Annotated in this window: 22 protein-coding genes and 1 pseudogene; 15 read left to right on the top strand and 8 right to left on the bottom strand. The window is 68.1% G+C overall.

The window, feature by feature from the left end:
- Positions 1–29: 29 nt before the first annotated feature.
- The 6 genes from ACTMMA_RS16330 to ACTMMA_RS16305 all read right to left on the bottom strand — a co-directional run bounded on the left by ACTMMA_RS16330 (position 30) and on the right by ACTMMA_RS16305 (position 5423).
- A complete protein-coding gene (locus ACTMMA_RS16330) occupies positions 30–1178 on the bottom strand; it encodes an FAD-dependent oxidoreductase (protein WP_441191173.1) in 1149 nt (382 codons plus the stop codon).
- 39 nt (positions 1179–1217) lie between these two features.
- Complete coding sequence (locus ACTMMA_RS16325) at positions 1218–1523, bottom strand: metal-sensitive transcriptional regulator (RefSeq protein ID WP_441191181.1); 306 nt, start codon at positions 1521–1523, stop codon at positions 1218–1220.
- Positions 1524–1628: 105 nt separating this feature from the next.
- Positions 1629–1901, bottom strand: coding sequence for a YHS domain-containing protein (locus ACTMMA_RS16320; RefSeq protein ID WP_441191172.1), 273 nt, complete (start codon positions 1899–1901; stop codon positions 1629–1631).
- A gap of 49 nt (positions 1902–1950) precedes the next feature.
- Positions 1951–4221: a heavy metal translocating P-type ATPase gene (locus ACTMMA_RS16315; RefSeq protein ID WP_441191171.1), complete on the bottom strand. Its 2271-nt coding sequence runs from the start codon at positions 4219–4221 to the stop codon at positions 1951–1953.
- A gap of 48 nt (positions 4222–4269) precedes the next feature.
- Positions 4270–5214, bottom strand: a complete 945-nt coding sequence (locus tag ACTMMA_RS16310) for a DUF8832 domain-containing protein (protein WP_441191170.1) — start codon at positions 5212–5214, stop codon at positions 4270–4272.
- Positions 5214–5423 carry a heavy-metal-associated domain-containing protein gene (locus tag ACTMMA_RS16305; RefSeq protein ID WP_441191169.1) on the bottom strand — a complete coding sequence of 70 codons (210 nt, stop codon included), beginning with the start codon at positions 5421–5423 and terminating at the stop codon, positions 5214–5216. Before ACTMMA_RS16305 ends, ACTMMA_RS16310 begins: the two co-directional genes overlap by 1 nt.
- 377 nt (positions 5424–5800) lie before the next feature.
- Here ACTMMA_RS16305 and ACTMMA_RS16300 point away from each other — a divergent pair, with 377 nt between their 5' ends.
- The 8 genes and pseudogenes from ACTMMA_RS16300 to ACTMMA_RS16265 form a co-directional block, all read left to right on the top strand.
- On the top strand, positions 5801–6622 hold the full coding sequence (locus ACTMMA_RS16300) for a helix-turn-helix transcriptional regulator (protein WP_441191168.1): 822 nt from the start codon (positions 5801–5803) through the stop codon (positions 6620–6622).
- 232 nt (positions 6623–6854) lie between these two features.
- The gene (locus tag ACTMMA_RS16295; protein WP_441191167.1) at positions 6855–7820 is read left to right on the top strand and encodes a bifunctional DNA primase/polymerase; all 966 of its coding nucleotides are present in this window, start codon (positions 6855–6857) and stop codon (positions 7818–7820) included.
- Positions 7820–8497 carry a DUF2637 domain-containing protein gene (locus ACTMMA_RS16290; protein WP_441191166.1) on the top strand — a complete coding sequence of 226 codons (678 nt, stop codon included), beginning with the start codon at positions 7820–7822 and terminating at the stop codon, positions 8495–8497. The genes ACTMMA_RS16295 and ACTMMA_RS16290 overlap by 1 nt, the downstream gene beginning before the upstream one ends.
- Positions 8494–8955 (top strand): hypothetical protein, encoded by a 462-nt coding sequence (locus ACTMMA_RS16285; RefSeq protein WP_441191165.1) that lies wholly within the window; start codon positions 8494–8496, stop codon positions 8953–8955. Before ACTMMA_RS16290 ends, ACTMMA_RS16285 begins: the two co-directional genes overlap by 4 nt.
- A 91-nt stretch (positions 8956–9046) precedes the next feature.
- On the top strand, positions 9047–9895 hold the full coding sequence (locus ACTMMA_RS16280) for a hypothetical protein (protein WP_441191164.1): 849 nt from the start codon (positions 9047–9049) through the stop codon (positions 9893–9895).
- On the top strand, positions 9892–10872 hold the full coding sequence (locus ACTMMA_RS16275; protein WP_441191163.1) for a ParB N-terminal domain-containing protein: 981 nt from the start codon (positions 9892–9894) through the stop codon (positions 10870–10872). Before ACTMMA_RS16280 ends, ACTMMA_RS16275 begins: the two co-directional genes overlap by 4 nt.
- A 37-nt stretch (positions 10873–10909) precedes the next feature.
- Entirely contained in the window at positions 10910–11641 is a 732-nt protein-coding gene (locus ACTMMA_RS16270; protein WP_441191180.1) for a hypothetical protein, read from the top strand.
- Positions 11642–11656: 15 nt separating this feature from the next.
- Positions 11657–12959 (top strand): annotated as a pseudogene (locus ACTMMA_RS16265) (M23 family metallopeptidase); the annotation flags it as partial.
- Between the two features lie 62 nt (positions 12960–13021).
- On the opposite strand, the gene ACTMMA_RS16260 reads toward ACTMMA_RS16265, so the two are convergent.
- Positions 13022–13354 (bottom strand): thioredoxin family protein, encoded by a 333-nt coding sequence (locus ACTMMA_RS16260; RefSeq protein WP_441191162.1) that lies wholly within the window; start codon positions 13352–13354, stop codon positions 13022–13024.
- 43 nt (positions 13355–13397) lie between these two features.
- On the opposite strand from ACTMMA_RS16260, the gene cmtR reads away from it, so the two are divergent.
- From cmtR to ACTMMA_RS16245, 3 genes are all read left to right on the top strand, one after another.
- Positions 13398–13763, top strand: coding sequence for a Cd(II)/Pb(II)-sensing metalloregulatory transcriptional regulator CmtR (gene cmtR / locus ACTMMA_RS16255; protein ID WP_441191161.1), 366 nt, complete (start codon positions 13398–13400; stop codon positions 13761–13763).
- On the top strand, positions 13760–15715 hold the full coding sequence (locus ACTMMA_RS16250) for a heavy metal translocating P-type ATPase (RefSeq protein WP_441191160.1): 1956 nt from the start codon (positions 13760–13762) through the stop codon (positions 15713–15715). The genes cmtR and ACTMMA_RS16250 overlap by 4 nt, the downstream gene beginning before the upstream one ends.
- 68 nt (positions 15716–15783) lie before the next feature.
- Positions 15784–16371 (top strand): CueP family metal-binding protein, encoded by a 588-nt coding sequence (locus ACTMMA_RS16245; RefSeq protein WP_441191159.1) that lies wholly within the window; start codon positions 15784–15786, stop codon positions 16369–16371.
- Positions 16372–16484: 113 nt separating this feature from the next.
- Here the strand turns inward: ACTMMA_RS16245 and ACTMMA_RS16240 are convergent, their stop codons facing one another.
- Positions 16485–16835, bottom strand: a complete 351-nt coding sequence (locus ACTMMA_RS16240) for a VOC family protein (protein WP_441191158.1) — start codon at positions 16833–16835, stop codon at positions 16485–16487.
- 175 nt (positions 16836–17010) lie between these two features.
- Between ACTMMA_RS16240 and ACTMMA_RS16235 the strand changes: the two genes are divergently transcribed.
- The 4 genes from ACTMMA_RS16235 (at position 17011) to ACTMMA_RS16220 (ending at position 20517) form a co-directional block, all read left to right on the top strand.
- Positions 17011–17277 carry a DUF6112 family protein gene (locus ACTMMA_RS16235; protein WP_441191179.1) on the top strand — a complete coding sequence of 89 codons (267 nt, stop codon included), beginning with the start codon at positions 17011–17013 and terminating at the stop codon, positions 17275–17277.
- A 110-nt stretch (positions 17278–17387) separates the two neighbouring features.
- Positions 17388–17657: a DUF6112 family protein gene (locus tag ACTMMA_RS16230; protein ID WP_441191157.1), complete on the top strand. Its 270-nt coding sequence runs from the start codon at positions 17388–17390 to the stop codon at positions 17655–17657.
- A 40-nt stretch (positions 17658–17697) separates the two neighbouring features.
- The gene (locus ACTMMA_RS16225; RefSeq protein WP_441191156.1) at positions 17698–19038 is read left to right on the top strand and encodes a conjugal transfer protein TrbL; all 1341 of its coding nucleotides are present in this window, start codon (positions 17698–17700) and stop codon (positions 19036–19038) included.
- A gap of 6 nt (positions 19039–19044) precedes the next feature.
- Complete coding sequence (locus ACTMMA_RS16220) at positions 19045–20517, top strand: SCO6880 family protein (protein WP_441191155.1); 1473 nt, start codon at positions 19045–19047, stop codon at positions 20515–20517.
- The last annotated feature ends 33 nt before the right edge of the window (positions 20518–20550 follow it).

The following is a 20550-nucleotide window of genomic DNA, read 5'->3' as shown; positions in this document are numbered from 1 at the left end:
GTGCAAGTAGTACCAGTTTCGGACAGACCTCAGACCGATACGGTATGGAGGCGTTGCCCCCACTGATAGACGGTACCCACGGCATCGACGCCACTGACGCCGACCACGACCCCGCCCTTCTCGTGCCGGACCACGAACTCGTCGCCGTCCTCGAAGCGGCTAGCCGTGCCGCCCGTGTAGCCGACCCCGGAGATGACCCGGCCATGGACCATCGCCAGGTAGGGGCTGCGCGGCAAGTAGGCGCCGGGGTCGTCCTCGATACCGAGGTCGTGGAGCACCACCTGCGCCGCGTGCGCGCCCTGGGCTGCGGCGTCCTCCCAGTGGTCGATACGCCAGGTACCCAGTGCTTCGTCACGGTGCGTCGCGACTCCTCCGGCCGCGTAGACGTGCGTGACCTGCGCGCGGAGGCGGTCATCGACGTCGACGCCGTCCGTCCAGGGCGCCGGTCCGGAAGGTATCGTGCCCAGTGCAACCAGGAGGAAGTCTGCCAAGACGGGGTTTCCGTGATCGAGGGTGATGGCGACGCCGGACGCGGTTTCATCGACGCGCTGGATGGTGTGACCGAACCGCGTCTGAACTGTGGCGACGTGGTCGTTGGCGATGCGTTCGGCCATGGGTGCCCCGAAGGCACCGATGCCGGGAATCTGGCTACGAGAGATCAGTATGGCCGTGTGCCCATCGGCATGGAGCGAAGAGACCGTTTCGGCTGCGATTATTCCGCCGCCGTAGATCGCGACACGCGCAGGCCTGCCGAGGCTGGTCAGCGCTTCACGGATGCCCAGAGCATCCTCAAGGGAGTGCAGCGTGCCGACCCGCCCTCGATTCGCGGAGGTCTCGCGGTGGATGACCGTCGTGGTGAGGGGGCGGGGCTTGCTTCCGGTCGCGACAATGAGGGCGTCATAGGCGAGTTGCACGCCGGAAGCCAGCTGCACCACCTGCACCGAGGGCTTGACCCCGACAACGGTGTCGGCGATGACCTCGATGTCAGGCAGAGGGAGCTTGATGAGCTCTGGGGAGGTCGGTCCGAACGCGACACCCTTGATCAGCATCCGCGTATACGGCGTCTCACGAGTCTGCGTCACCAGCGTCACCCGGACGTCGTCACGGGCGGCGAGACTGCGTGCGGCGGCGGAGCCGGCGGCTCCAGCGCCAAGAACAAGGATTTGGGGCGTGGCCATGTCGGGAACTCCTGGGCGGTGTGGGGACGGATGATGGTTCTATGACCGCACGAGGCGAGCGATGGCCTCGGTGGCTTCGGTCATCTTCTGGTCAGCGAATGGCCCCCCTGCGACGGCAGCGTCGAGGACACAGTGCCGCAAGTGATCGCTTAGCAGACCGACGGCGACGGTCTCGAGAGCGTTGGTGATCGCCGAGATCTGGGTGAGGATATCGATGCAATACCGATCCTCGTCGACCATGCGGTTGATCCCGCGTACCTGCCCTTCGAGGCGGCGTAGTCGGTTGCGGTACTTCGCCTTGTCGCTGATGTAGCCGTGCACAAAGTTCTCGCCGCGCTCGCTCATGTGGCAGAAGTCGGTCTCGGGGGTTGTGACAGTCATGATGCTTCGCTCCGATCAGGTGGCGGGGTGGCGCGGTCTCTCGAACGAGCCACCCCGCACGCTGGTGGGTTACGCCATGTTCGCGGCGTACTTGGCCGGATCCGAGTCGAACGCCGGCCCGCATCCTGCGCAGCAGAAGTAGTAGCGCTGACCTTCGTAGTCTCGGAACAGGCCCGCGGCTTCTGCGGTCTTCTTGCTGACGGGGCTGCCGACCATGACCGGGCAGGTGGTCATGTCGTCAGCGCCGCCACCGAGGAGGTTGTCGCGGCCATTGCCGGACGCGGCCGGGTTCGGTGCGCTGGTGCTGCAGCAGCTGGACGTGGCCTGGGTGTCGTTCGTCATGAGGAGTCGTTGCCTTTCGTTGTGGTGTGGGAGGTGGTGGGTCAGGTCGTCACTGCGTGGTGACGCTCTTGAACCCGCGCAGGCGAAGGCTGTTGCCGACGACGAAGACGCTGGAGAACGCCATCGCCGCGCCTGCGAGCATGGGGTTGAGCATGCCGAGGGCTGCGACCGGGATCGCGGCGGTGTTGTAAGCGAATGCCCAGAACAGATTGGTCTTGATGGTCGACAGCGTCTTCCGCGAGAGGCGGATCGCGTCGACGGCGGCGCGCAGGTCACCGCGCACGAGTGTGATGTCACTCGCTTCGATCGCGACGTCGGTGCCCGTTCCCATCGCCAGTCCCAGGTCGGCCTGAGCGAGCGCGGGGGCGTCGTTGACACCATCGCCGACCATCGCGACGATCTTGCCTTCCCGCTGCAGCCGGGCGACGACGTCGACCTTGTCCTTCGGGAGCACCTCGGCGATCACCTCATCAATGCCCACCTCGGAGGCGATCTGGCGAGCGACTGCCTCGTTGTCGCCGGTGAGCAGCACCGGGGTCAGGCCGATCTGCTTGAGCTGGGCGATGGCTTCGGCGCTCGTCGGCTTGACGGTGTCAGCAACGACGAGGATGCCGCGAGCCTGCCCGTCCCAGCCAACGGCGACGACGGTCTTGCCCTCGCCTTCGGCGCGCGCCTTGGCGGATGCGACCTCGGGAGAGAGGCGCTGGGACCAGTCGGCCAGCAACGATTCGCGGCCGACGACGACAGGAGTGCCCTCGACGATGCCCTGCACGCCTTTGCCTTCGACGTTCGCGAAGTCCTCGGGTGTCGGCAGCTGGCCGACCTCCTGCGTGGCGCCCTTTGCGATCGCCTGCGCGATCGGGTGCTCGGACGCATCCTCGAGTGCCCCGGCCAGGCGCAGCAGCTCTGCCCGGTCCACGCCGGGCTCGGTGATGATGTCGACCAGGGTCATCTTGCCGGTGGTGACGGTGCCGGTCTTGTCGAGGACCACGGTGTCGACCTTGCGGGTCGATTCCAGAACCTCGGGGCCTTTGATGAGGATGCCCATCTGTGCGCCACGACCGGTGCCGACCAGCAGTGCGGTCGGGGTCGCCAGCCCCAGCGCGCACGGGCAGGCGATCACAAGCACCGCCACCGCCGCCGTGAAGGCAGCGGCTACGGGGAATCCCGCACCCAACCACGCGCCGAGGGTGATGAACGCGACCACGATTACGATCGGCACGAACACGCCGGAGATGCGGTCTGCGAGGCGCTGCACCTCCGCCTTGCCGGTCTGCGCGTCCTCGACGAGCTTCGCCATCTGCGCGAGTTGCGTGTCCGAACCGACCCGTGTGGCTCGCACGACTAGCCTGCCGCCAGCGTTTACGGTGGCGCCGGTGACTGAGTCACCCTCGCCGACCTCCACCGGCACGGACTCCCCCGTGAGCATGGACGCATCCACGGCGGAGGTGCCGGAGACCACGACGCCGTCCGTGGCGATCTTCTCGCCGGGACGAACGATGAACTCATCTCCGACGAGCAGCTGATCGGTGGGGATCTTCACCTCGGCACCGTCCCGCAGCACGGAGACCTCCTTCGCGCCGAGTTCGAGCAGCGCTCGCAGGGCGGCGCCGGCCTGGCGCTTGGAGCGCTTCTCGAAGTAGCGGCCCGCGAGGATGAACATCGTCACGCCCGCGCCGACTTCGAGGTAGATGTTCGCCGCACCGTCGGAGGGGGCGATCGTGAACTCGAACGGGTGCGTCATCCCCGGCGTGCCGGCGGTGCCGAAGAAGAGCGCGTACAACGACCACAGCAGCGCGACGGAGGTGCCCATCGAGATGAGCGTGTCCATGGTCGCGGTGCCGTGCTTGAGGTTCGTCCACGCGGCCTTGTGGAACGGCCACGCCGCCCAGATGATGACCGGTGCAGCCAGGGCCAGGGACGCCCACTGCCAGTAGGTGAACTGCAGTGCGGGGATCATCGCCATCGCGATCACGGGTACCGTGAGCACGATCGACCCGATCAGCCGGTGGCGCAGGGACGTCAACTCCGGGTCGGGCGCGTCCGTCTCCTCACCAGCGCGCTGGGCTGTCGGGGCGTTCTTCGGCTGCGGGAGCGCGGCCGTGTAGCCGGTCTTCTCGACCTCGGCGATCAGCAGTGCCGGGTCGTAGCCCGCGGGCACGGTGACCTTGGCCTTCTCGGTGGCGTAGTTGACCGTCGCCTGCACGCCGTCGAGCTTGTTCAGCTTCTTCTCGATCCGGTTCGCGCAGGAGGCGCAGGTCATCCCGCCGATCTCCAACTCGATACCCGGTCCACTGGCTGTGGGTGCCGATGTGCTCATCCTCTTCCTTCTCTCTCAGCTCTCTGCGTGCGATGGCCAGCCGGTGGGTCAGTGGCCGCCTTCGCCGTCCGAATGCGAGTCCTCATCGCCGTCGCCATGGGCGGCGTCGAGGACGAACTCGGCAGTGTGCACCTTCCCGTCGACCTGGAAGTCGAAGTACAGGAGATAACGGCCCGCCGTGGGCGCCTCCGCCGCGAACCCGATCTCCGGGCCGGCCGTGTCGCCTGCTTGGGGCTGATCGCCTCCGGCGTGCACATGCAGGTACGCCAGATCGCCCTCGCGCAGCGCCACGAGGTGACCGAACGCACCAAGGTAGGGTTCGAGCGCGGTGACGGGCTCGCCGTCGCGTTCGACCGAGAGGGTGAGCTCGCTCGTCGCCCCGGCGAGGAGGTCTCCGTCGATGCGGACCGTGTACCCGTCCACCTCGGCGGTGCGCTGCACCTCCGCCGTGACGGGCACCACATCGCCGGCGACGTCGACCGAGCGGGTGAGGGTGATGCCTTCCGCGCCCTCGACCGCGGGGGTGAAGTCCGCGTACACCCGGTAGGCGCCCGCGGCGTCCCACCGCCACGGCACCGACCACGTGCCTGTCGCCTCGTCCAGTTCGGGATGGACGTGCCGGAACTCGGCGCCATCAGTGCGGACGACGATCAGGTGGAGATCCTTCTCATGGGCCTCGGTGAACTCCGTCACCGACTCGCCTGAAGCGGTCTGAATCCGGAAACTCAGTTCTCCGTCAATGCCGGCTGTCTCGGGGGCATCGACCGGCGACAGCACGTAGCCTCCCGCGTCGATCGAGACGCCATTCACGACGTGTCCGGCAGCCTCGGCATCAGTCTTGCCGTGTCCGTCGCCATGCGTGTTCATTTCGCTTCCTTCCGCCCATGCTGCAACAAGACTGTCGGGGACTACGGCACCGGCGGCCGCGAACGCGCCACCGAATGCCACCACCAGTCCCGCGCCATAGAGCGTGAGTCGTGATCCAGCATTCATCAGACGCGCACCGCCGAGTAGCCGGCCTCCTCGACCGCAGCGAGCACCTGCGCATCGTCGATCTCGCCTTGACCGCTGACGACAAGCTTGCCCGTCTGCGCGCTGACCTGGATGTCTTCGACGCCAGCGACCTCGCTGACCTCCTCGCGAATCGACATCTCACAGTGTCCACACGTCATGCCCGTTACCTGGTACTCGTTGGTGGTCATCAGCTATCCTCTCAACATCTGGTACCCCTACGGGGTATCTGTAGGTTCCAACCGTATACCCCTCGGAGGTATTCCCGCAAGGAGGCGACGATCTGTACGAGGCTGGTCACACGCGCCACTCAAGCGAGCGTCGGGTCCGTGGGGGTTCACGCCATGGTCGAGCGTTGCTGTGACGCGACCGCTTGGGCCGTTCAGGCGAAAGTGATGAGAACCCGTGTGGCTGACAGGGCTGGATGGGAGGCGGATGCGCTCCCGTGCTCACAGATGTGGTTAAGAACGGGGCGCTCGTGACAAGACCGCCCCCTTCAGCCTTCGAACCGCTGGTAGCACGCACCCAAACAGTGCACCGCCCTGTCGGACCAGTCGCATATGACTGCGTGAAGTTCATCGTGGTGCGTGACGGCTCGGCGTTTCTGTTCAGCGAGTTCGGGCAGCAGCCAGTCAAACCCGGTGACGTGGTGATGCTCGGCGCGAACGTCCTGTGCGGAAGCGAGCCAGAGGGCCACATCACCGTGACTACGCTGTATCTCGACACGGACTATGTGCTCGATCAGGTTCGCTGGCAGTACGCCGGGTTCGTCTGCGACCGGCTCGATGCCCAAGGATTCGCGGACACGATCTACACCGAGCCTGCGCAGATCCTCCGGCTGGGTGAGGATCGCGCCGGGATGCTCATGCCCTGGCTGGACGAGCTGGTCGCGCTGAGCGTCGACGGGGACTTCGTTCGGCACTACCTGCGGATGCAGGCCCTGTGGTTTCAGATTGCCTACGTGATTGCACCGCACATCAAGGTCTCACCTGTGCGTATCTCACCCTCACAGCGTGCACATATCCGGCCCACGCTCCCCAGGGATCGCCGCTTCGCGCCTTTGCGGGTCGAAGTCCGGCAGGCTGCCAGCTTGCTGCGGGAGCAGCCGGCACGTCGGTGGACGCTGGACGATCTTGCTGCCGAGGTGCACTTATCGCCGTCGCGGCTGTCGGCCTTGTTCGTGGAGGCGTATGGCAAGACCCCGCTGACCTTTCTGACGATGATCCGCGCCGAACAGCTCGCCAAGCTGTTGCGGGAGACTGATCTGACGGTCACCGCCGCGATGCAGCGGGTGGGCTGGCACTCCCGCTCGCACGCCACCCGCCTCTTCCGGGAGTACGTCGGAGTCACCCCTGGCTACTACCGCACGATGGGCGCTCAAACCGTCTGAGCGCTGTGCCGGATCTGCCAACTATGTGCTGCTTCTTTCGGACCATCGGCCTCCCGGCGTCTCAAAGGTGGATGGGCTGGTAGGCCGGTAGGGACTCGTCGGGTTCTTTGAGAAGCCTGACGGTCACAGTTTCAGCTCCTTGTCCGTCTCGTCTTCTTGACCCTCCCGACGCACCTCACGGTCGTATGGTCACCCCGCCAGAGGGTGGCCTCTGGCAGAAGGGGGTCTGGCGATGGCTGAGGTACGCCACGCTCCGGTAGCGCACGGTCTGATCACGCGCCAGGCCTCGTTGGTTGCTGCGATCTTCTCCCGGCTCGACGGTGACGTGCCGCGGTCGCTCGTTGCGCGTGAGCTGGCCCGTCTCGGTGTGCCGGTGTTCCCGTGCGCGCCGGGCGGGAAGCGCCCTATCCCGGAACATGGCTTCGAGGAGGCGACCACTGATGCCGGGCGGGTAGAGACGTGGTGGCGGCAGTGGCCGCGCGCGAACCTCGCTATCCCGACCGGTGCAGCTTCGGGCGTGGTTGTCGTGGACGTCGACGTGCACAAGGTCGACGGGTACGCCGCGTTCGAACGCGCCGCTCGCGCCGGGCTGCTGCCGAAGCCGTTGGCGATCGTGACCACGCCGACCGGCGGCAGACATCTGTACTACCCGGCGGATGCTGAGCACGAGCAGCGGTCGTGGCAGGTGGGCCGGGCGGGCATCGACTTCCGGGGCGATGGCGGCTACATCATCGCACCGCCCTCGCAGCGCCTGATCGACGGCCAACTGACCTCCTATCGGGTCGAGTCCGTCGCCGATGAGACGGCCGCACCGTTGGCAGCGCAGCGACTACGCGACTTCCTCGACCCGCGCCCGAAGTATGTGCCCGCGCCCGCGCCGCCGGGTGGCTGGCCGCTGGACGTTGCCCGGCTCGCCTCGCAGGTCGCGCGCAGGCCCGAGGGCGAACGCAACCTCGGCTTGTTCAAGGCCGCGTGCCGCATGGCCGAGCACGGCCACTCGCCCCGCGAAGCACTCGATGCGCTCGGCCCAGCAGCAGGCCAGTCCGGGCTGGGTGAGCGAGAGATCACTCGCACAGTCGGCTCGGCCTTTCGCCACGTCAGCACCTATGGGCCGCGCCGCCGCGCCCTGGCACGCCAGACGGATGCGGTAATTGCCCGCAGCGAGCCGTCAGCCTCCATGAACGGCTGGGGGCTGTGATGGACGTGCGGCGACCGGCATGGGGTTGGGCGGTGACGACTGCCGCGACCGGTACGGTGTTGATCGGGATCGGCGCGTTCTGGTTGTCGTTCATGGCGCTTGCCGACCTCGCGGCCCGGTCGGGTATCGCGCCGGAGCAGGCGTGGATCTGGCCGCTGCTGGTCGATGGGCTGATCGTGGTGTCCACCATCGCGGTCGTCGCGCTCGATGGCCGCTCCGGTGCCTGGTATCCGTGGGCGCTGCTGATCTGCGGGGCGCTCGTATCGGTGGCTGCGAACGCGCTGCACGCCATCGTCGCCGCTGATGCCAGTGTGCCTGCTGTGCTTGCCGCGACGGTCGCGGCGGTGCCGCCGCTGGTGCTGCTCGCCAGCACTCATCTCACCGTCGTCCTCACCCGCTCGACCTCGGCACCACCGCACACGGCACATACACCGCCTGAGCCGTCCGTCGCGCCCGAACCCATCACCGCGATTGAGGCCCAAGCAGAACCAGACGCCAAGCCCGAGGTGGCACCGGTGCTGGGGCGGCGTGAGCGGGCCGCTCAACTGCGGGAGGCCGGCTGGTCGAACAAGGCGATCGCTGACGAGCTCGGCGTGCACGCCTCGACGGTGGGGCGCTGGTTCACGCCGCCGGTCGCCGAATCGGAAATCACAACAGGAATGGAGGCAACATCATGAACATCGACCCGCAAGAGCAGACACGGGCGTACGACGACTGGCGCGTCGAGGAGTTACGCGAGCCGGAGATTCCGGAGCGCCGGAGCGAGGTTCGGCAGGTACCTGGGGCGGTCGCCGCAGCCGACGTGACCAAGCGCGAGGACGCTAGGGCCGAGACCGTGCAGGCTGACGCGAGCCCCGATGCAGCTAAAGCGGCGGAGGTCGAGCAGAAGCTCGAGGCACACCGGGCGCGCGGTGTCGAGTGGGTGCGGCCCACCGATCTGATCGCCCGCAACACCGCGTCACTGGCCGGGCGGGGCATCGACCTGGAGGTCGAGATGTCGCGCAAGGCCCGCGAACCAGTCGTGGCCGGGCTGCGGACCCTCGGCGACCGGGCGAGGCGACTCTCGCCGCTGTCGGCGTTCGGGTACGGTGCCCGGCACCACGCGCCGACGCGGGCTGCGGTCGGGAAGTCGTGAAGCGGTGAGTAGCGATGACTCGACATCGAACTCCCGACCACCTCCGACGCGGAGTGCTGCTGTGTGCACCTTGCCGCCAGGAGGTGCCATCATGACGACCCGCAGGACATTCCGTGAACCGGAAGACTTCACCCGCAGCGAGGGCTTGCGTGCCCTGCTGAACCGGCTGCACGAGGGCGGCCCCGGGGCGTGGCAGAGCGACCCGGTTGTCGCCGACCTCATGGCCTACGCCGCCGACAAGTACGGGGCGCTGGCCCGCAAGCACGGCCTCGACCCGTGGGAGGCCGCCAGCGCTGCGTTCGAGGTGATGCGCACCAAGGCCGCGCGCACCGCGAACGACCCGTGGGGCGTGGTCACCCATGCGGTGCGGATCACTTGCATCGCCGAGGAACGCGGGCAGGGCCTGTTGTGTTCGGTGCACCAGGCGCGACGTCCGCACGTCTCCGCGTTCCACGACGCCGAGCGGCTGTCCGATCGAGAGAACCCGCTGACGGACTACCACCAGGCGTTCCACACCACCGACCCCGACCCGATCAGCGACGACGAACCGGCAAGCACGACGGCGTGCTGCTCGACAGGCTCAGCGGTCGAAGACGCGATCGCCCTGTTCACGCTGCTGGGTTGGCCCCCGCACGTCGCCCGCGCCGGAGTCGAGCACATCTGCCAGGCGCTCGCCCGAGCGGGCAGCCGCCAGAGCGCCTATGAAGCGCTGCGCCGCGACAAGCACGCCCGCGCCCTGCTCGACGTGAACAGCACCGCGTGGACGGCGCTACTGAAAGCGTTGCTCGGGCACCCCAGCCCGGCCTACGCCGCGACCGCTGCTGGGCGCGGCATCCTCCTCCGGTTGCTGATCGGCGAGAGCCTGCACGCATTGTTGCGCGACGACGATCTCGTGCTGATGATCTCGCTCGCGGCCCCGGCACGCGGGGGCCGGTCATGAGCAGGCACACCGGGCATATCGAACTCGACCGCGCGGTCGATTCCATCATCGTCGGCAATCGTCACCGCACCGACCTGGGCGACCTAAGCGGGCTGGCCGAGTCCATCGCCCGCGACGGCCTCCTGCAACCGTTGACGGTCACCATCGACGGGGTGCTGGTGTGCGGGGCCAGGCGGCTGGCGGCGATCAAGCAGCTTCGCTGGCGCACGGTCAGCGTGTGGGTGCGGTCGGGCGTCTCGGGCAGGCTCGGGCACCTGTTGGCCGAGCAGGATGACAATCTGCTCCATAAAGACCTCACCCCGGTCGAGGCGGCGGCGCTCTACCGCGAGCTGAAGATCCTCATGGCGGAGGACGCTTCGCGCAGGCAGGCCGCAACACGGTTCAGCGCGGAGAATCAGCCGGGGAAGGACGGTGCGGGAAATTTTCCCGCACCGTCAGAACCGGTGGGCCGTGCCAGTGAGCAAGCCGCCGCGATGATCCCCGGCGGCGCGTCGTACAAGACGCTCGACAAGATCGACTATCTGCGGCAGATCGCTGACGATCCTGCCGTGCCTGCCGCGGTGCGCGCTGACGCTGCCGAGGAACTCGGGCGGATCGACGCCGGTGCCCCGGTGCATCCCGCATTCGAACGCATCCGCGCCGCTCTCGTGGCATCCGCAACGGAACACACCGACCTGGAGGCTCTCGCGCAGGAGGCCGTGGCCCGGGCGCGGGCCGCGCAGAAGCAGCCCGCACCGGTCACGTCCACACGGGAGGGCGAGCCTGCGCGGTGGCCGGTGCGCGCGTTCGTCGCCACCTGGACAGAGCTTGCCGACTGGTGGACGCACTACGACGCCGAAGTTCTGGCGAACGACCTCACTGATGAACAGATCGCCTCGTTCCTGGCGACTGCTGACGGCACAAGTACGTTCGCCGACGAGCTGCGCACGGCTCGGCAAGCACTCGATACGCCGAGCAGGCACCTCCGAGCGCTCTGATCCTCATCCTGTGCGGGAGGCGGCGCACCTGGGAGTCATGGAAACGACTCCCGATGATCCCGCCCGCACCCGCCGCCGACTGATCTCCCTCCTCTGCGCCGGGGTCGCATTCCTCGTCCTGGCCGCGATCGGCGTCTACGGACTGGTCACCGGCCCGAACGACGCCGAGCCGTCACCCGATCGGTCCCCGGCGCCGGTTCGTGTCGACCCCGATCAGCAGGCTGCGCGCCTGCCCACCATCGCCGCGTCAACCGACCCTCACGAGTTCGCGCGCGAGGCTGCGCACGCACTATTCACCTGGGATACCACCAGCGGATTCCTGCCGCTGGACTACACCGCCGTGCTGCTGGAGGTGGGCGACCCGACCGGGAACGAGCAGGCGGGCCTGGCGTCGGACATCGCCTCCTACCTGCCCAGCCGTGACGCCTGGGTCGAGCTGCGCCAGTACAGCACGAGCCAGCACCTGACCATCACCGATGCCTCCGTGCCCAGTCAGTGGGCGCAAGCGGTCGAACAAGCCCGGCCCGGCCAACTCCCGGTCGGCGCGACCGCCATCACGATCGAGGGCACCCGGCACCGCACCGGCATCTGGAACGACGAACCCGCGACGTCTGAGCACCCGGTGGCGTTCACGATCTTCCTCGCCTGCCCACCCGACGACCCAACTGACGACCCGCCGGCCGGGAGCGAGCGCGAGTCCGGCGCACCGGATGCGGTGCCGTCCTGTCATCTGCTGCGTCTGTCGCTGCTCGGCCAGCCGCTGCGCTGACGGAAGGCCCTGACGATGAAGAAAGCAGTCATCGCGCTCGCACTGCTGCTCCTGCTTGGCCCGTTCGTCGCGCTGGTCGGGGTCGGGGCGATGATGAACCCTGCCGCGAACGCCGAGTGCACCATCGGCGGCACCGGCATCACCGTGAAGAACGTCCCCGACTCGGTGACCGCGACCACCGCGAACGGCGAGACCATCACGCTCAACCGGCAACAACTCACGCACGCGGCCACCATCATCGAGATTGGCTCCGGCATCGACGGGGTGGGGCGCGACGGCATCCAGGTCGCGCTCATGGCCGCACTGACCGAATCCACCCTGCGGATGCTGTCGAACACCTCCGTCTACCCCGAGAGCGCCGACTATCCGAACGACGGCGACGGCTCAGATCACGACTCGTTGGGCTTGTTCCAGATGCGCCCGCAGTCCGGGTGGGGAACGGTCGCCGAACTCATGGACTCCACGTATCAAGCTCGCGCGTTCTATGGCGGGCCGGACGGCCCCAACTATCCGTCGCCGCGTGGACTACTCGACATTCCCGGCTGGCAGCAGATGAGCAAGGGCGAGGCAGCACAGGCCGTCGAGGTCTCGGCCTACCCGGACAGGTACACCAACTACGAGCCGGTCGCGCTCACCATCCTCACCACACTCACCGGCTCCGGCGGCCCCGCCACGAGCACCGCTGCTGGGCAGCCGGTCACGGTTGCGTCCGAGGTCGCAGAGTCCGCTCGGGTCGTGTTCCCGTTGCCCGAGGGAAGCTGGGTCGCCACTGACCCGTTCGGGTCACGCGTCCATCCGATCACCGGCGAACAGAGCTTCCACACGGGCGCGGACTTCGCCGCCCCGGACGGCACTCCGGTCCTGGCCGCGGCGTCGGGCACCGTGACTGTTGCGGAGTTTTCCGACGGCTACGGAGGTCTGGTCGTCATTGAGCATCGCATCGGCGGGCGCACGGTGGCGACCGCCTACGCGCACAGCTGGCAGCACAGCATCCACGTCTCAGCGGGCGACCAAATACGTGCCGGGCAGCACATCGCCGACGTCGGCTCAAGCGGCATGTCCACGGGCCCTCATCTGCATTTCGAGGTTCGCGACGGTGGCACCGATGGGGAGTACATCGACCCGGCCGCATGGCTGAACCAGCACGACGCCGCCGACCTCCCCGAAGCCGAGGTCGAACCTCCGGACGGGTGCGACAGCAGCACCGGAACCGCCAGTGACCCGGCCCCGTCCGATGGTGACGACCCGAATCGGATCGTTGACGACCCGACCTCGAACGGACAGATCATCTCGCGCGATGCAGCACTTGCACGAGCAGAAAACTTGTTTGCCAGCTGGCATCCCCTGTTGCAGTGAAACTGCAACGTCCCGCGTTGGAGTTCACGACCGGTTGACGAGGGCGGTGATGAGCTGCTCGGTGGTCGGGTGCCCGGTCATTCCAGTTCCGGAGCGGTAGACCCGGCACGCTTGCTCACCGGTGGGCGTGGTGTCGGGGATCGCGTCGGTGCCGTCGATCAACACCGTTGGCGACCCCGCGAATCCGGGCGTCTGTGCGATGTTGGCGGGGTCGACCATCTGCGGGACCACTGTCGCTTCCAGTCCGAGTGCCGAGAGCGCGCCGTGCACCGCGGCGATCGCAGGGTCGCGGTTCGGGCATCCTTCGATGTAGAGCACGTCTACGCGCATGATCCTTCTCCTCGCCTCTACCGTCACCCGACTCTCATGATACGTCATCATCTGCTGTATAGTTCAGTGCATGCTGACTATTGCTTCGCGGGTGGATGTGATGAACCGGTTGGGTCGGGCAATGGCCGATCCGACGCGGTCGAGGATTCTGTTGTCGTTGCTGGCGGGGCCGGGGTATCCGGCGGAGCTGGCGCGGGAGCTGGAGTTGACGCGCACGAACGTGTCGAACCATCTCACCTGTCTGCGCGGCTGCGGGATCGTGGTCGCCGAGCCCGAGGGCCGCAAGACTCGGTACGAGATCGCTGATCCGCACTTGGCGTCGGCGCTAACCGCGCTGGTGGATGTGACCCTCGCCGTGGATGAGCAGGTGCCGTGCATCGATCCGGCGTGCACTGTGCCCGGCTGCTGCGCCCCCGCGACGGGAGACCCTTCGTGAGTGCTGCGTGCGGCTGCGAGGCACCCGAGGCGACTGAGGACGTCGAGGAGGTCGAGCGTCCGTGGTGGCGTGATCCGGCGATTCTGGTGCCGGTCGCGTCGGGGGTGTTCTTTCTCGCCGGGCTGATCACCGAATGGACCACCGGGGAGAGCGCGACCGCTGAGATCGTGGCGTTGGTGCTGTTCTGGGCGGGTCTGCTGCTGGGTGCGTACACGTTCGTGCCCGGGGCGCTGCGGGGCCTGTTCACGAAGGGCAAGGTCGGGATCGCGCTGCTGATGACGATCAGCGCGATCGGCGCGGTCATCCTCGGCTATGTCGAAGAGGCCGCGGCGCTGGCGTTCCTGTACTCCATCGCCGAGGCTCTGGAGGACAAGGCGATGGACCGCGCCCGAACCGGGTTGCGCGCCCTGCTCAAGCTCGTCCCCGAGACGGCCACTGTTCTCCAAGCCGGTGGCCCGGTGGAGGTGCCCGCGCGTGAGGTGAAGGCCGGGGATGTGTTGCGGGTGCGTCCGGGTGAGCGTGTCGCGACCGACGGGACCGTGTCGTCGGGGCGCAGCAGCCTGGACACCTCGGCGATCACCGGTGAGTCGATCCCTGTCGATGTCGCTGCCGGGGATGGGGTGTCGGCCGGGTCGATCAACACCTCCGGGGTGCTGGAGGTCACCGCGACCGCCGACGGCACCGACAACTCCCTGACGACTCTGGTCGGGCTGGTCGAGCAGGCCCAGCAGGACCGGGGCCAGCGGGCCCGCCTCGCCGATCGCATCGCCCGGCCGCTGGTGCCCGGGGTGATCGTCCTCGCCGTTCTCGTCGGCGTCCTCGGCTCGGTGTTCGGTGCCCCGGAGACGTGGATCACCCGCGCCTTGGTCGTGCTCGTCGCGGCGTCTCCGTGCGCGTTGGCGATCGCGGTGCCGGTGACGGTGGTCTCCGCGATCGGGGCGGCCAGCCGGTTCGGGGTGATCATCAAGAGCGGGGCCGCGTTCGAACGGCTGGGCTCGCTGCGCCGGATCGCGGTGGACAAGACCGGCACCCTCACCCGCAATCAGCCCACCGTCACCGACCTCGCCACGACCCCGGGGGTCTCGCGCGAGGACGTGCTGGGCTGGGCCGCGGCGCTGGAGCAGCACAGCACGCACCCGCTCGCGACCGCCATCACCGCCGCCGCATCCGGCGTTCCCATCGCGGCCGAGGTGGTCGAGCAACCTGGTCACGGCGTGAGCGGGCAGGTGGACGGCCACAAGATCACGGTCGGCAGCCCGCGCTGGGTCACCCCCGGGGAACTGGCGGACCAGGTGGCGGCGATGGAAGCCGACGGGCAGACCTGCGTCATGGTCGCCCGCGACGGTGTCACGGTCGGGGCGATCGGGGTCCGCGACGAACTGCGCCCCGAAGCTCCCGAGGCCGTGGCCGCGCTGCGCGGGCAGGGCGTCGAGGTCGTCATGCTCACCGGCGACAACACCCGCACCGCGGACGCCCTCGCGAAGATCGCCGGGATCACCGACGTGCGCGCCGAGCTGCGCCCCGAGGACAAGGCCGCCGAGGTCGCCGCATCCGTCACGCAGCGGCCCACGGGCATGATCGGTGACGGCATCAACGACGCCCCCGCCCTGGCATCGGCGACGGTCGGGATCGCGATGGGCGCCACCGGCTCCGATGCCGCGATCGAGTCCGCCGATGTCGCCTTCACCGGCCACGACCTGCGCCTCATCCCGCAAGCACTCCACCACGCCCGCCGGGGCCGAGCCATCATGAACCAGAACATCGTCCTGTCCCTGGCGATCATCACCGTGCTCCTGCCCCTGGCTGTCACCGGTGTGCTGGGCCTGGCCGCGGTCGTCCTCGTCCACGAGGTCGCCGAGGTCGTCGTCATCGCCAACGGCCTCCGCGCCGCCCGCACCCGACGCACCACCACCCCCGCGCCGGCCGCATCCCCGGTCCCGGTGCACGCATGACCATCACCACAAGACAGAAGAAGGACACACGCATGACCCACGCCCCGGCCTCACGACGATCCACCACCATGCGGAAGCGGTTGAGCCTCGCCGCGGGAGCAGTCGCGGCGACTTCCGTGCTGCTCCTCGCCGGCTGCACCGGCACCTCCTCGACCGCCCCGTCAACGACCCCCGATACGTCGCTGCTGGCCGAGCACAACCTCAACGGGCTCGATGCGCGGGAGATCATCGAACGGCTCGACGCCCTGCCCATTGCCGACCGGCCGGACGACTTGATCGCCTCGATCCAGCCCGATCAGCTCGTCCTAACCGACCAGCAGGAGAACGAGACGACCCTGCCGATGCCGGCCGACGAGTTCTACGTCTCCGTCGCCCCCTACGCCGAGCAGACCCACGAGTGCTACTTCCACAGCCTCACCACCTGCCTCGGCGAGCTCGGTAACACCGACGTCCAGGTCACCGTCACCGACACCGCGACCGGCGAGACCGTGCTGGAGGACACGCTCACGACCTACGACAACGGGTTCGTCGGCCTCTGGCTGCCCCGCGACATCGACGCGACCCTCACCGTCACCGCGAACGGGCGCACCGCCACCCAGATGATCTCGACCCGGGCCGACGACCCGACCTGCCTGACCACCCTCCACCTCACCTGAACAGTGCGATAGCGAACATCTCCACGGCCCGAGCCGGCACCGCCTGTCTCGGGCCGTTCGCGTCTGCGCTCAGCGGAATCGTGCCCAGCGGTTAACCGCAGTCGGTGATGTGTTCAGGCCTGGGTCGGGGCTTCTGCCAAGGACACGCTGTTGCCGTCCGGATCGATGATCGTGACGTGTCGCACGCCGTTGCCGTAGGTCTCGACGGGCTCATGCTCAAGCCCTTCTCCGCGCCAGCGCGACAGGAACGGTTCGATGCTGTCGACCCCGAGGGTGATCAGGCCGCCACCAGCTCGCTTGTCGTCGGGCGCGACGAACAGCCAAGTGCTCGCGCTGACCTGCCACATCGCTTCGTCCCCGACGATCTCATCGGCCGGGCGCCCGAAGCACGCCGCATACCACTCGAGTGCTGCGGCGAGGTCGTGGACGGGCAACCCGGCGAAGACCTGCGCATCGGTGGACATGCCACTGACCTTATCGGTTACTACAGCGAACCCCTTGTGCGCGGAGCCCGCGACGGCGGGCGCCCCCAACGCACCTGAACGGTATGAAGCTCGCATCACTCACCAGGCTTCGTCGAAGCCCGGAATCCCGGCTATTCCGGTGCTTCGATCGTCCGACCATGCCGGCAACGGCGTGATGGACGTATTTCCCAGCTTCGAGGGGCTTTCCGGCATCGGTGATCTGCGGGAGGTCGTCGGGGCGCTGCTGATGTTCGCGCTCATAACCGCGGTGCTGATGCTGATCGTCTCGGCTATCATCTGGGCGGTCTCTTCGGGCACAGGCAACTACGCCGCCGCGACCAAGGGCCGCGTCGGGGTGCTGGTCTGTCTCGGCGGCGCGATCCTCGCCGGGGCGGGTGTCGCGTGGATGAACTGGCTGATCGGCATCGGTCAACAACTCTGACCCGCACTGCTGCTGAGCGCCCGCCCAACTTGGGCGGGCGCTTTCGTGTGCGTGGCATCGGAGTGCACCTGACGGCAGAACGTCCGCGCCTTCCACAAAGGAGAACTGCCGTGATCGACATCGACCCCAACTCCGACGGCTTGCCTGGCATCGAGCAGCTGCGCGTCATCGTCGGCGCAGTCATGACCGTCGGCCTGATCCTCAGCGTGCTGGCCCTGATCGTCAGCGCGATCATCTGGGCCTACGGCTCCAACTCCTCCAACCCGCATCTCGCAGGCAGAGGCAAGATCGGCGTCTTGATCTCGTGCGGTGCCGCCGTCGTTTGTGGCGCGAGCGTGACCTTGATCAACTTCTTCTGGGGTGTCGGCCAAGCCGTCTAACCCCGCCCATCCACTACTCCGAATCACTAGGAGGCTCGTGATGGGCGTGTGCGATATCCCCATCATTTCCAGCGTCTGCGACGTCGCCGGTGAAGCCGCCGCGACGCTGATCAGCGCTCCGTTCGACTGGCTTGCCAACGCAATGGGCGAGGCTGCCGGGTGGCTCTTCGAGGCCGTCTGGACGGTCTTCGACACCACCACGATGGTCGATGTCACCAGCGGCGAGTACGTGGGCGTCTACAACCTGATCTTCGGCATCGCCGTGTTCGTCATGTTGCTGTTCTTCTGCCTGCAACTAATCACCGGCATGATTCGCCGAGAACCGGCCGCCCTCTCCCGCGCGGCCCTCGGGCTTGCGAAGAGCGTGCTCGGCTCGTTCGTCGTCATCACCCTGGTGGCGCTGCTGCTGGAGATCACCGACCAACTCGCGGTCGGCATCATCCAAGCCGCAGGCGAAACCACCGCCACGATGGGCGACAAGATCGTCATTCTCGTCACCGGCCTGACCGCACTGAACGTCGGCGCTCCGGGGGTCGGGGCGATTCTGACAATCTTCCTCGCAGCGTTGGCGATCGCTGCCGCCGCGATCGTGTGGCTGTCGCTGCTGATCCGCAAAGCGCTGCTGCTGGTCGCCGTCGTGCTGGCTCCGTTCGCGTTCTCCGGTGCCTCGTGGGATGCCACGCGCGGCTGGATCCCCAAATGGGCGATGTTCGTCGTCGCTCTCATCCTCTCGAAGCTGGTGCTCGTCGTGATTCTGCTGGTCGCGGTGACTCAGGTGTCGGCCCCGATCGACGCCGACCTGTCGAACATCGCCGACCCCCTCGCCGGGGTCGTGCTGATGGCGCTGGCGGGGTTCGCACCGTACTTGACGTACCGGTTCTTGTCGTTCATCGGCTTCGACCTCTACAACTCGATGGGCACCGAGCAGGAAGCCAAGAGCGCCCTCAACCGGCCCGTACCGACACCGAGGAAGCCGCAGGGCAGCGAACCGAAAAAGGTACTCGACGATGGCAGCACCGGCGGCGACAAGAAACCCAGCGGTGCAGTTGGCGGCCCGAAGGCGAAGCCGACGACGCCACCGTCCTCGGCAGGCGCTGGAAGCGGCGCGAGCGGTGCTAGTGGCGGTGCCGGGGGTGGTGCGGCGGCGGCGGGGCCGGTCGCCGCCGCAGTCGTGGCCGGTGCCGCTGTGGTCAAAGCTGCCGCTACCGCCGGCCCGAAAGCAGGCGAGGCGCTCGCTGACCAAGCCGATCACGCCGCATCCGGTGCCGAGCAGCCGGGGGCGGCTCCCGCAACCCCGCACGCGCCGCCGCCATCGCAGCCACTGCCGAAGCCGCCGGACGGTCCCCCGCCGCCGCCGAAGCCGACCCCGGAGAAGGAGTGACCTGTCATGTCCAGCACTGAAACGGCCCACGAGCCAGGCGGCGGCGAGCTGGTGCCCGTGAAGTTCTCCCGACTCACCAGGCGCGGCATCTTGCTCGGCCTGTCGCTGTCGCAACTGATGACGCTCGGCGTCGGCGGAACGAGCCTCGTGGCCGCATTCTACGGCGGTGGCGGTGTCCTGTTCCTCATCACCGCGCCCGTCTGGGTGCTCGCCGCCGCGATCACCTGGATTCCCGTGGCGGGTCGTCCTCTGGTCGAGTGGCTGCCGGTGGCCTGCTGGTGGCTGTGGCGCACGACCGGGGGGCAACTCGCCTACCGGCGCAGGATCGTCACCCCGCGCCCGGCCGGGACGCTCGCACTGCCCGGCGACATGGCGCGCCTGCGCGAGTACACCGACCCCGAGACCGGGGCCGGGATGGTGCACGACCCGACCGCCGGAACCCTCACCGTGGTCACCGAGATCACCCATCCCGCGTTCGTGCTGCTCGACCCCGGCGAGCAGGAGCGCCGCGTGACCGCGTGGGGGCGGGTGCTGGCGACGGTGTGCCGCTCCGGACGCATCGCCACCCTGCAGGTGCTGGAACGCACCTTGCCGGATTCCGGGCAGGGCCTGGCGGAGTGGTGGGCCGCGCACGGCATCGCTGACGGGTCGTGGGCGGCGACGACGTATCAGGAGCTGATCGACCGGGCCGGGCCTGCCGGGGAACGTCACGCGACCACGCTCAGCCTGAGCCTGGACATGCGCGCCGCCGCCCGCCAGATTCGCACCGCCGGCGGCGGCATCAAGGGCGCGGCGAACGTACTGCGGCAGGAGATGGGTACCCTGTCGGCAGCGCTGCGCGCGGCAGATCTGACGAGTACGGGGTGGCTCAGTACCGGGCAGATCGCGGTCATCCTGCGCTCAGCGTATGACCCGGCTATCGCCGCGACGCTGGAACGCCACGGCGAGCTCGGACACGACCTTGCCACCGCCGGGCCGGTCGCGGTCACCGAGTCGTGGGGGCATCTGCGCAGCGACTCGGCCTATCACTGCGTCGTCTGGATTTCGGAGTGGCCGCGCTCGATGGTGCATCCGGGGTTCCTCTCACCCGTGCTGCTGTCCAGTGGCATCCATCGGGCGTTCTCGCTGATCTGTACCCCGCTACGCACCGATCAGGCCGCGCGCGACATCCGCCGCAAGAAGACCGAGTACATCAGCGACGCCGCCCAGCGCGCCCGCATCGGGCAGATCGAAGACGCCTCGCAAACCGCTGAATACCACGACGTGCTCCAGCAAGAGGCGGACCTCACCGCCGGACACGGAGTGCTCCGCTACACCGGCCTGATCTCGGTGTCAGCCGACTCGCTCGAGGAACTGGAAGCGGCAGTCGCCGCGATCGAGCAGGCCGCCATCCAAGCCTCCTGCGAGACCCGCGTGCTGGTCGGCCAGCAAGCCCAAGCGTTCACCGCGGCCGCGCTGCCGCTGTGCCGCAAAGTCTGAGCCGTCGGGCGCACCTCGAAGCCATCCGCACCG

Source organism: Ornithinimicrobium panacihumi, from assembly GCF_052073805.1.
Lineage (GTDB): Bacteria > Actinomycetota > Actinomycetes > Actinomycetales > Dermatophilaceae > Ornithinicoccus > Ornithinicoccus panacihumi.
Note: the sequence above shows the minus strand (reverse complement) of the source record. Positions and strands in the feature narration are given on the sequence as shown.

Excerpts from the sequence above, each read along its gene's own strand:
- ACTMMA_RS16330 (WP_441191173.1), bottom strand. The coding sequence starts at position 1,178 with ATGGCCACGCCCCAAATCCTTGTTCTTGGCGCTGGAGCCGCCGGCTCC.
- ACTMMA_RS16325 (WP_441191181.1), bottom strand. The coding sequence starts at position 1,523 with ATGAGCGAGCGCGGCGAGAACTTTGTGCACGGCTACATCAGCGACAAG.
- ACTMMA_RS16320 (WP_441191172.1), bottom strand. The coding sequence starts at position 1,901 with ATGACGAACGACACCCAGGCCACGTCCAGCTGCTGCAGCACCAGCGCA.
- ACTMMA_RS16315 (WP_441191171.1), bottom strand. The coding sequence starts at position 4,221 with ATGAGCACATCGGCACCCACAGCCAGTGGACCGGGTATCGAGTTGGAG.
- ACTMMA_RS16310 (WP_441191170.1), bottom strand. The coding sequence starts at position 5,214 with ATGAATGCTGGATCACGACTCACGCTCTATGGCGCGGGACTGGTGGTG.
- ACTMMA_RS16305 (WP_441191169.1), bottom strand. The coding sequence starts at position 5,423 with ATGACCACCAACGAGTACCAGGTAACGGGCATGACGTGTGGACACTGT.
- ACTMMA_RS16295 (WP_441191167.1), top strand. The coding sequence starts at position 6,855 with ATGGCTGAGGTACGCCACGCTCCGGTAGCGCACGGTCTGATCACGCGC.
- ACTMMA_RS16290 (WP_441191166.1), top strand. The coding sequence starts at position 7,820 with ATGGACGTGCGGCGACCGGCATGGGGTTGGGCGGTGACGACTGCCGCG.
- ACTMMA_RS16285 (WP_441191165.1), top strand. The coding sequence starts at position 8,494 with ATGAACATCGACCCGCAAGAGCAGACACGGGCGTACGACGACTGGCGC.
- ACTMMA_RS16280 (WP_441191164.1), top strand. The coding sequence starts at position 9,047 with ATGACGACCCGCAGGACATTCCGTGAACCGGAAGACTTCACCCGCAGC.
- ACTMMA_RS16275 (WP_441191163.1), top strand. The coding sequence starts at position 9,892 with ATGAGCAGGCACACCGGGCATATCGAACTCGACCGCGCGGTCGATTCC.
- ACTMMA_RS16270 (WP_441191180.1), top strand. The coding sequence starts at position 10,910 with ATGGAAACGACTCCCGATGATCCCGCCCGCACCCGCCGCCGACTGATC.
- cmtR (WP_441191161.1), top strand. The coding sequence starts at position 13,398 with ATGCTGACTATTGCTTCGCGGGTGGATGTGATGAACCGGTTGGGTCGG.
- ACTMMA_RS16245 (WP_441191159.1), top strand. The coding sequence starts at position 15,784 with ATGCGGAAGCGGTTGAGCCTCGCCGCGGGAGCAGTCGCGGCGACTTCC.
- ACTMMA_RS16240 (WP_441191158.1), bottom strand. The coding sequence starts at position 16,835 with ATGTCCACCGATGCGCAGGTCTTCGCCGGGTTGCCCGTCCACGACCTC.
- ACTMMA_RS16235 (WP_441191179.1), top strand. The coding sequence starts at position 17,011 with ATGGACGTATTTCCCAGCTTCGAGGGGCTTTCCGGCATCGGTGATCTG.
- ACTMMA_RS16225 (WP_441191156.1), top strand. The coding sequence starts at position 17,698 with ATGGGCGTGTGCGATATCCCCATCATTTCCAGCGTCTGCGACGTCGCC.
- ACTMMA_RS16220 (WP_441191155.1), top strand. The coding sequence starts at position 19,045 with ATGTCCAGCACTGAAACGGCCCACGAGCCAGGCGGCGGCGAGCTGGTG.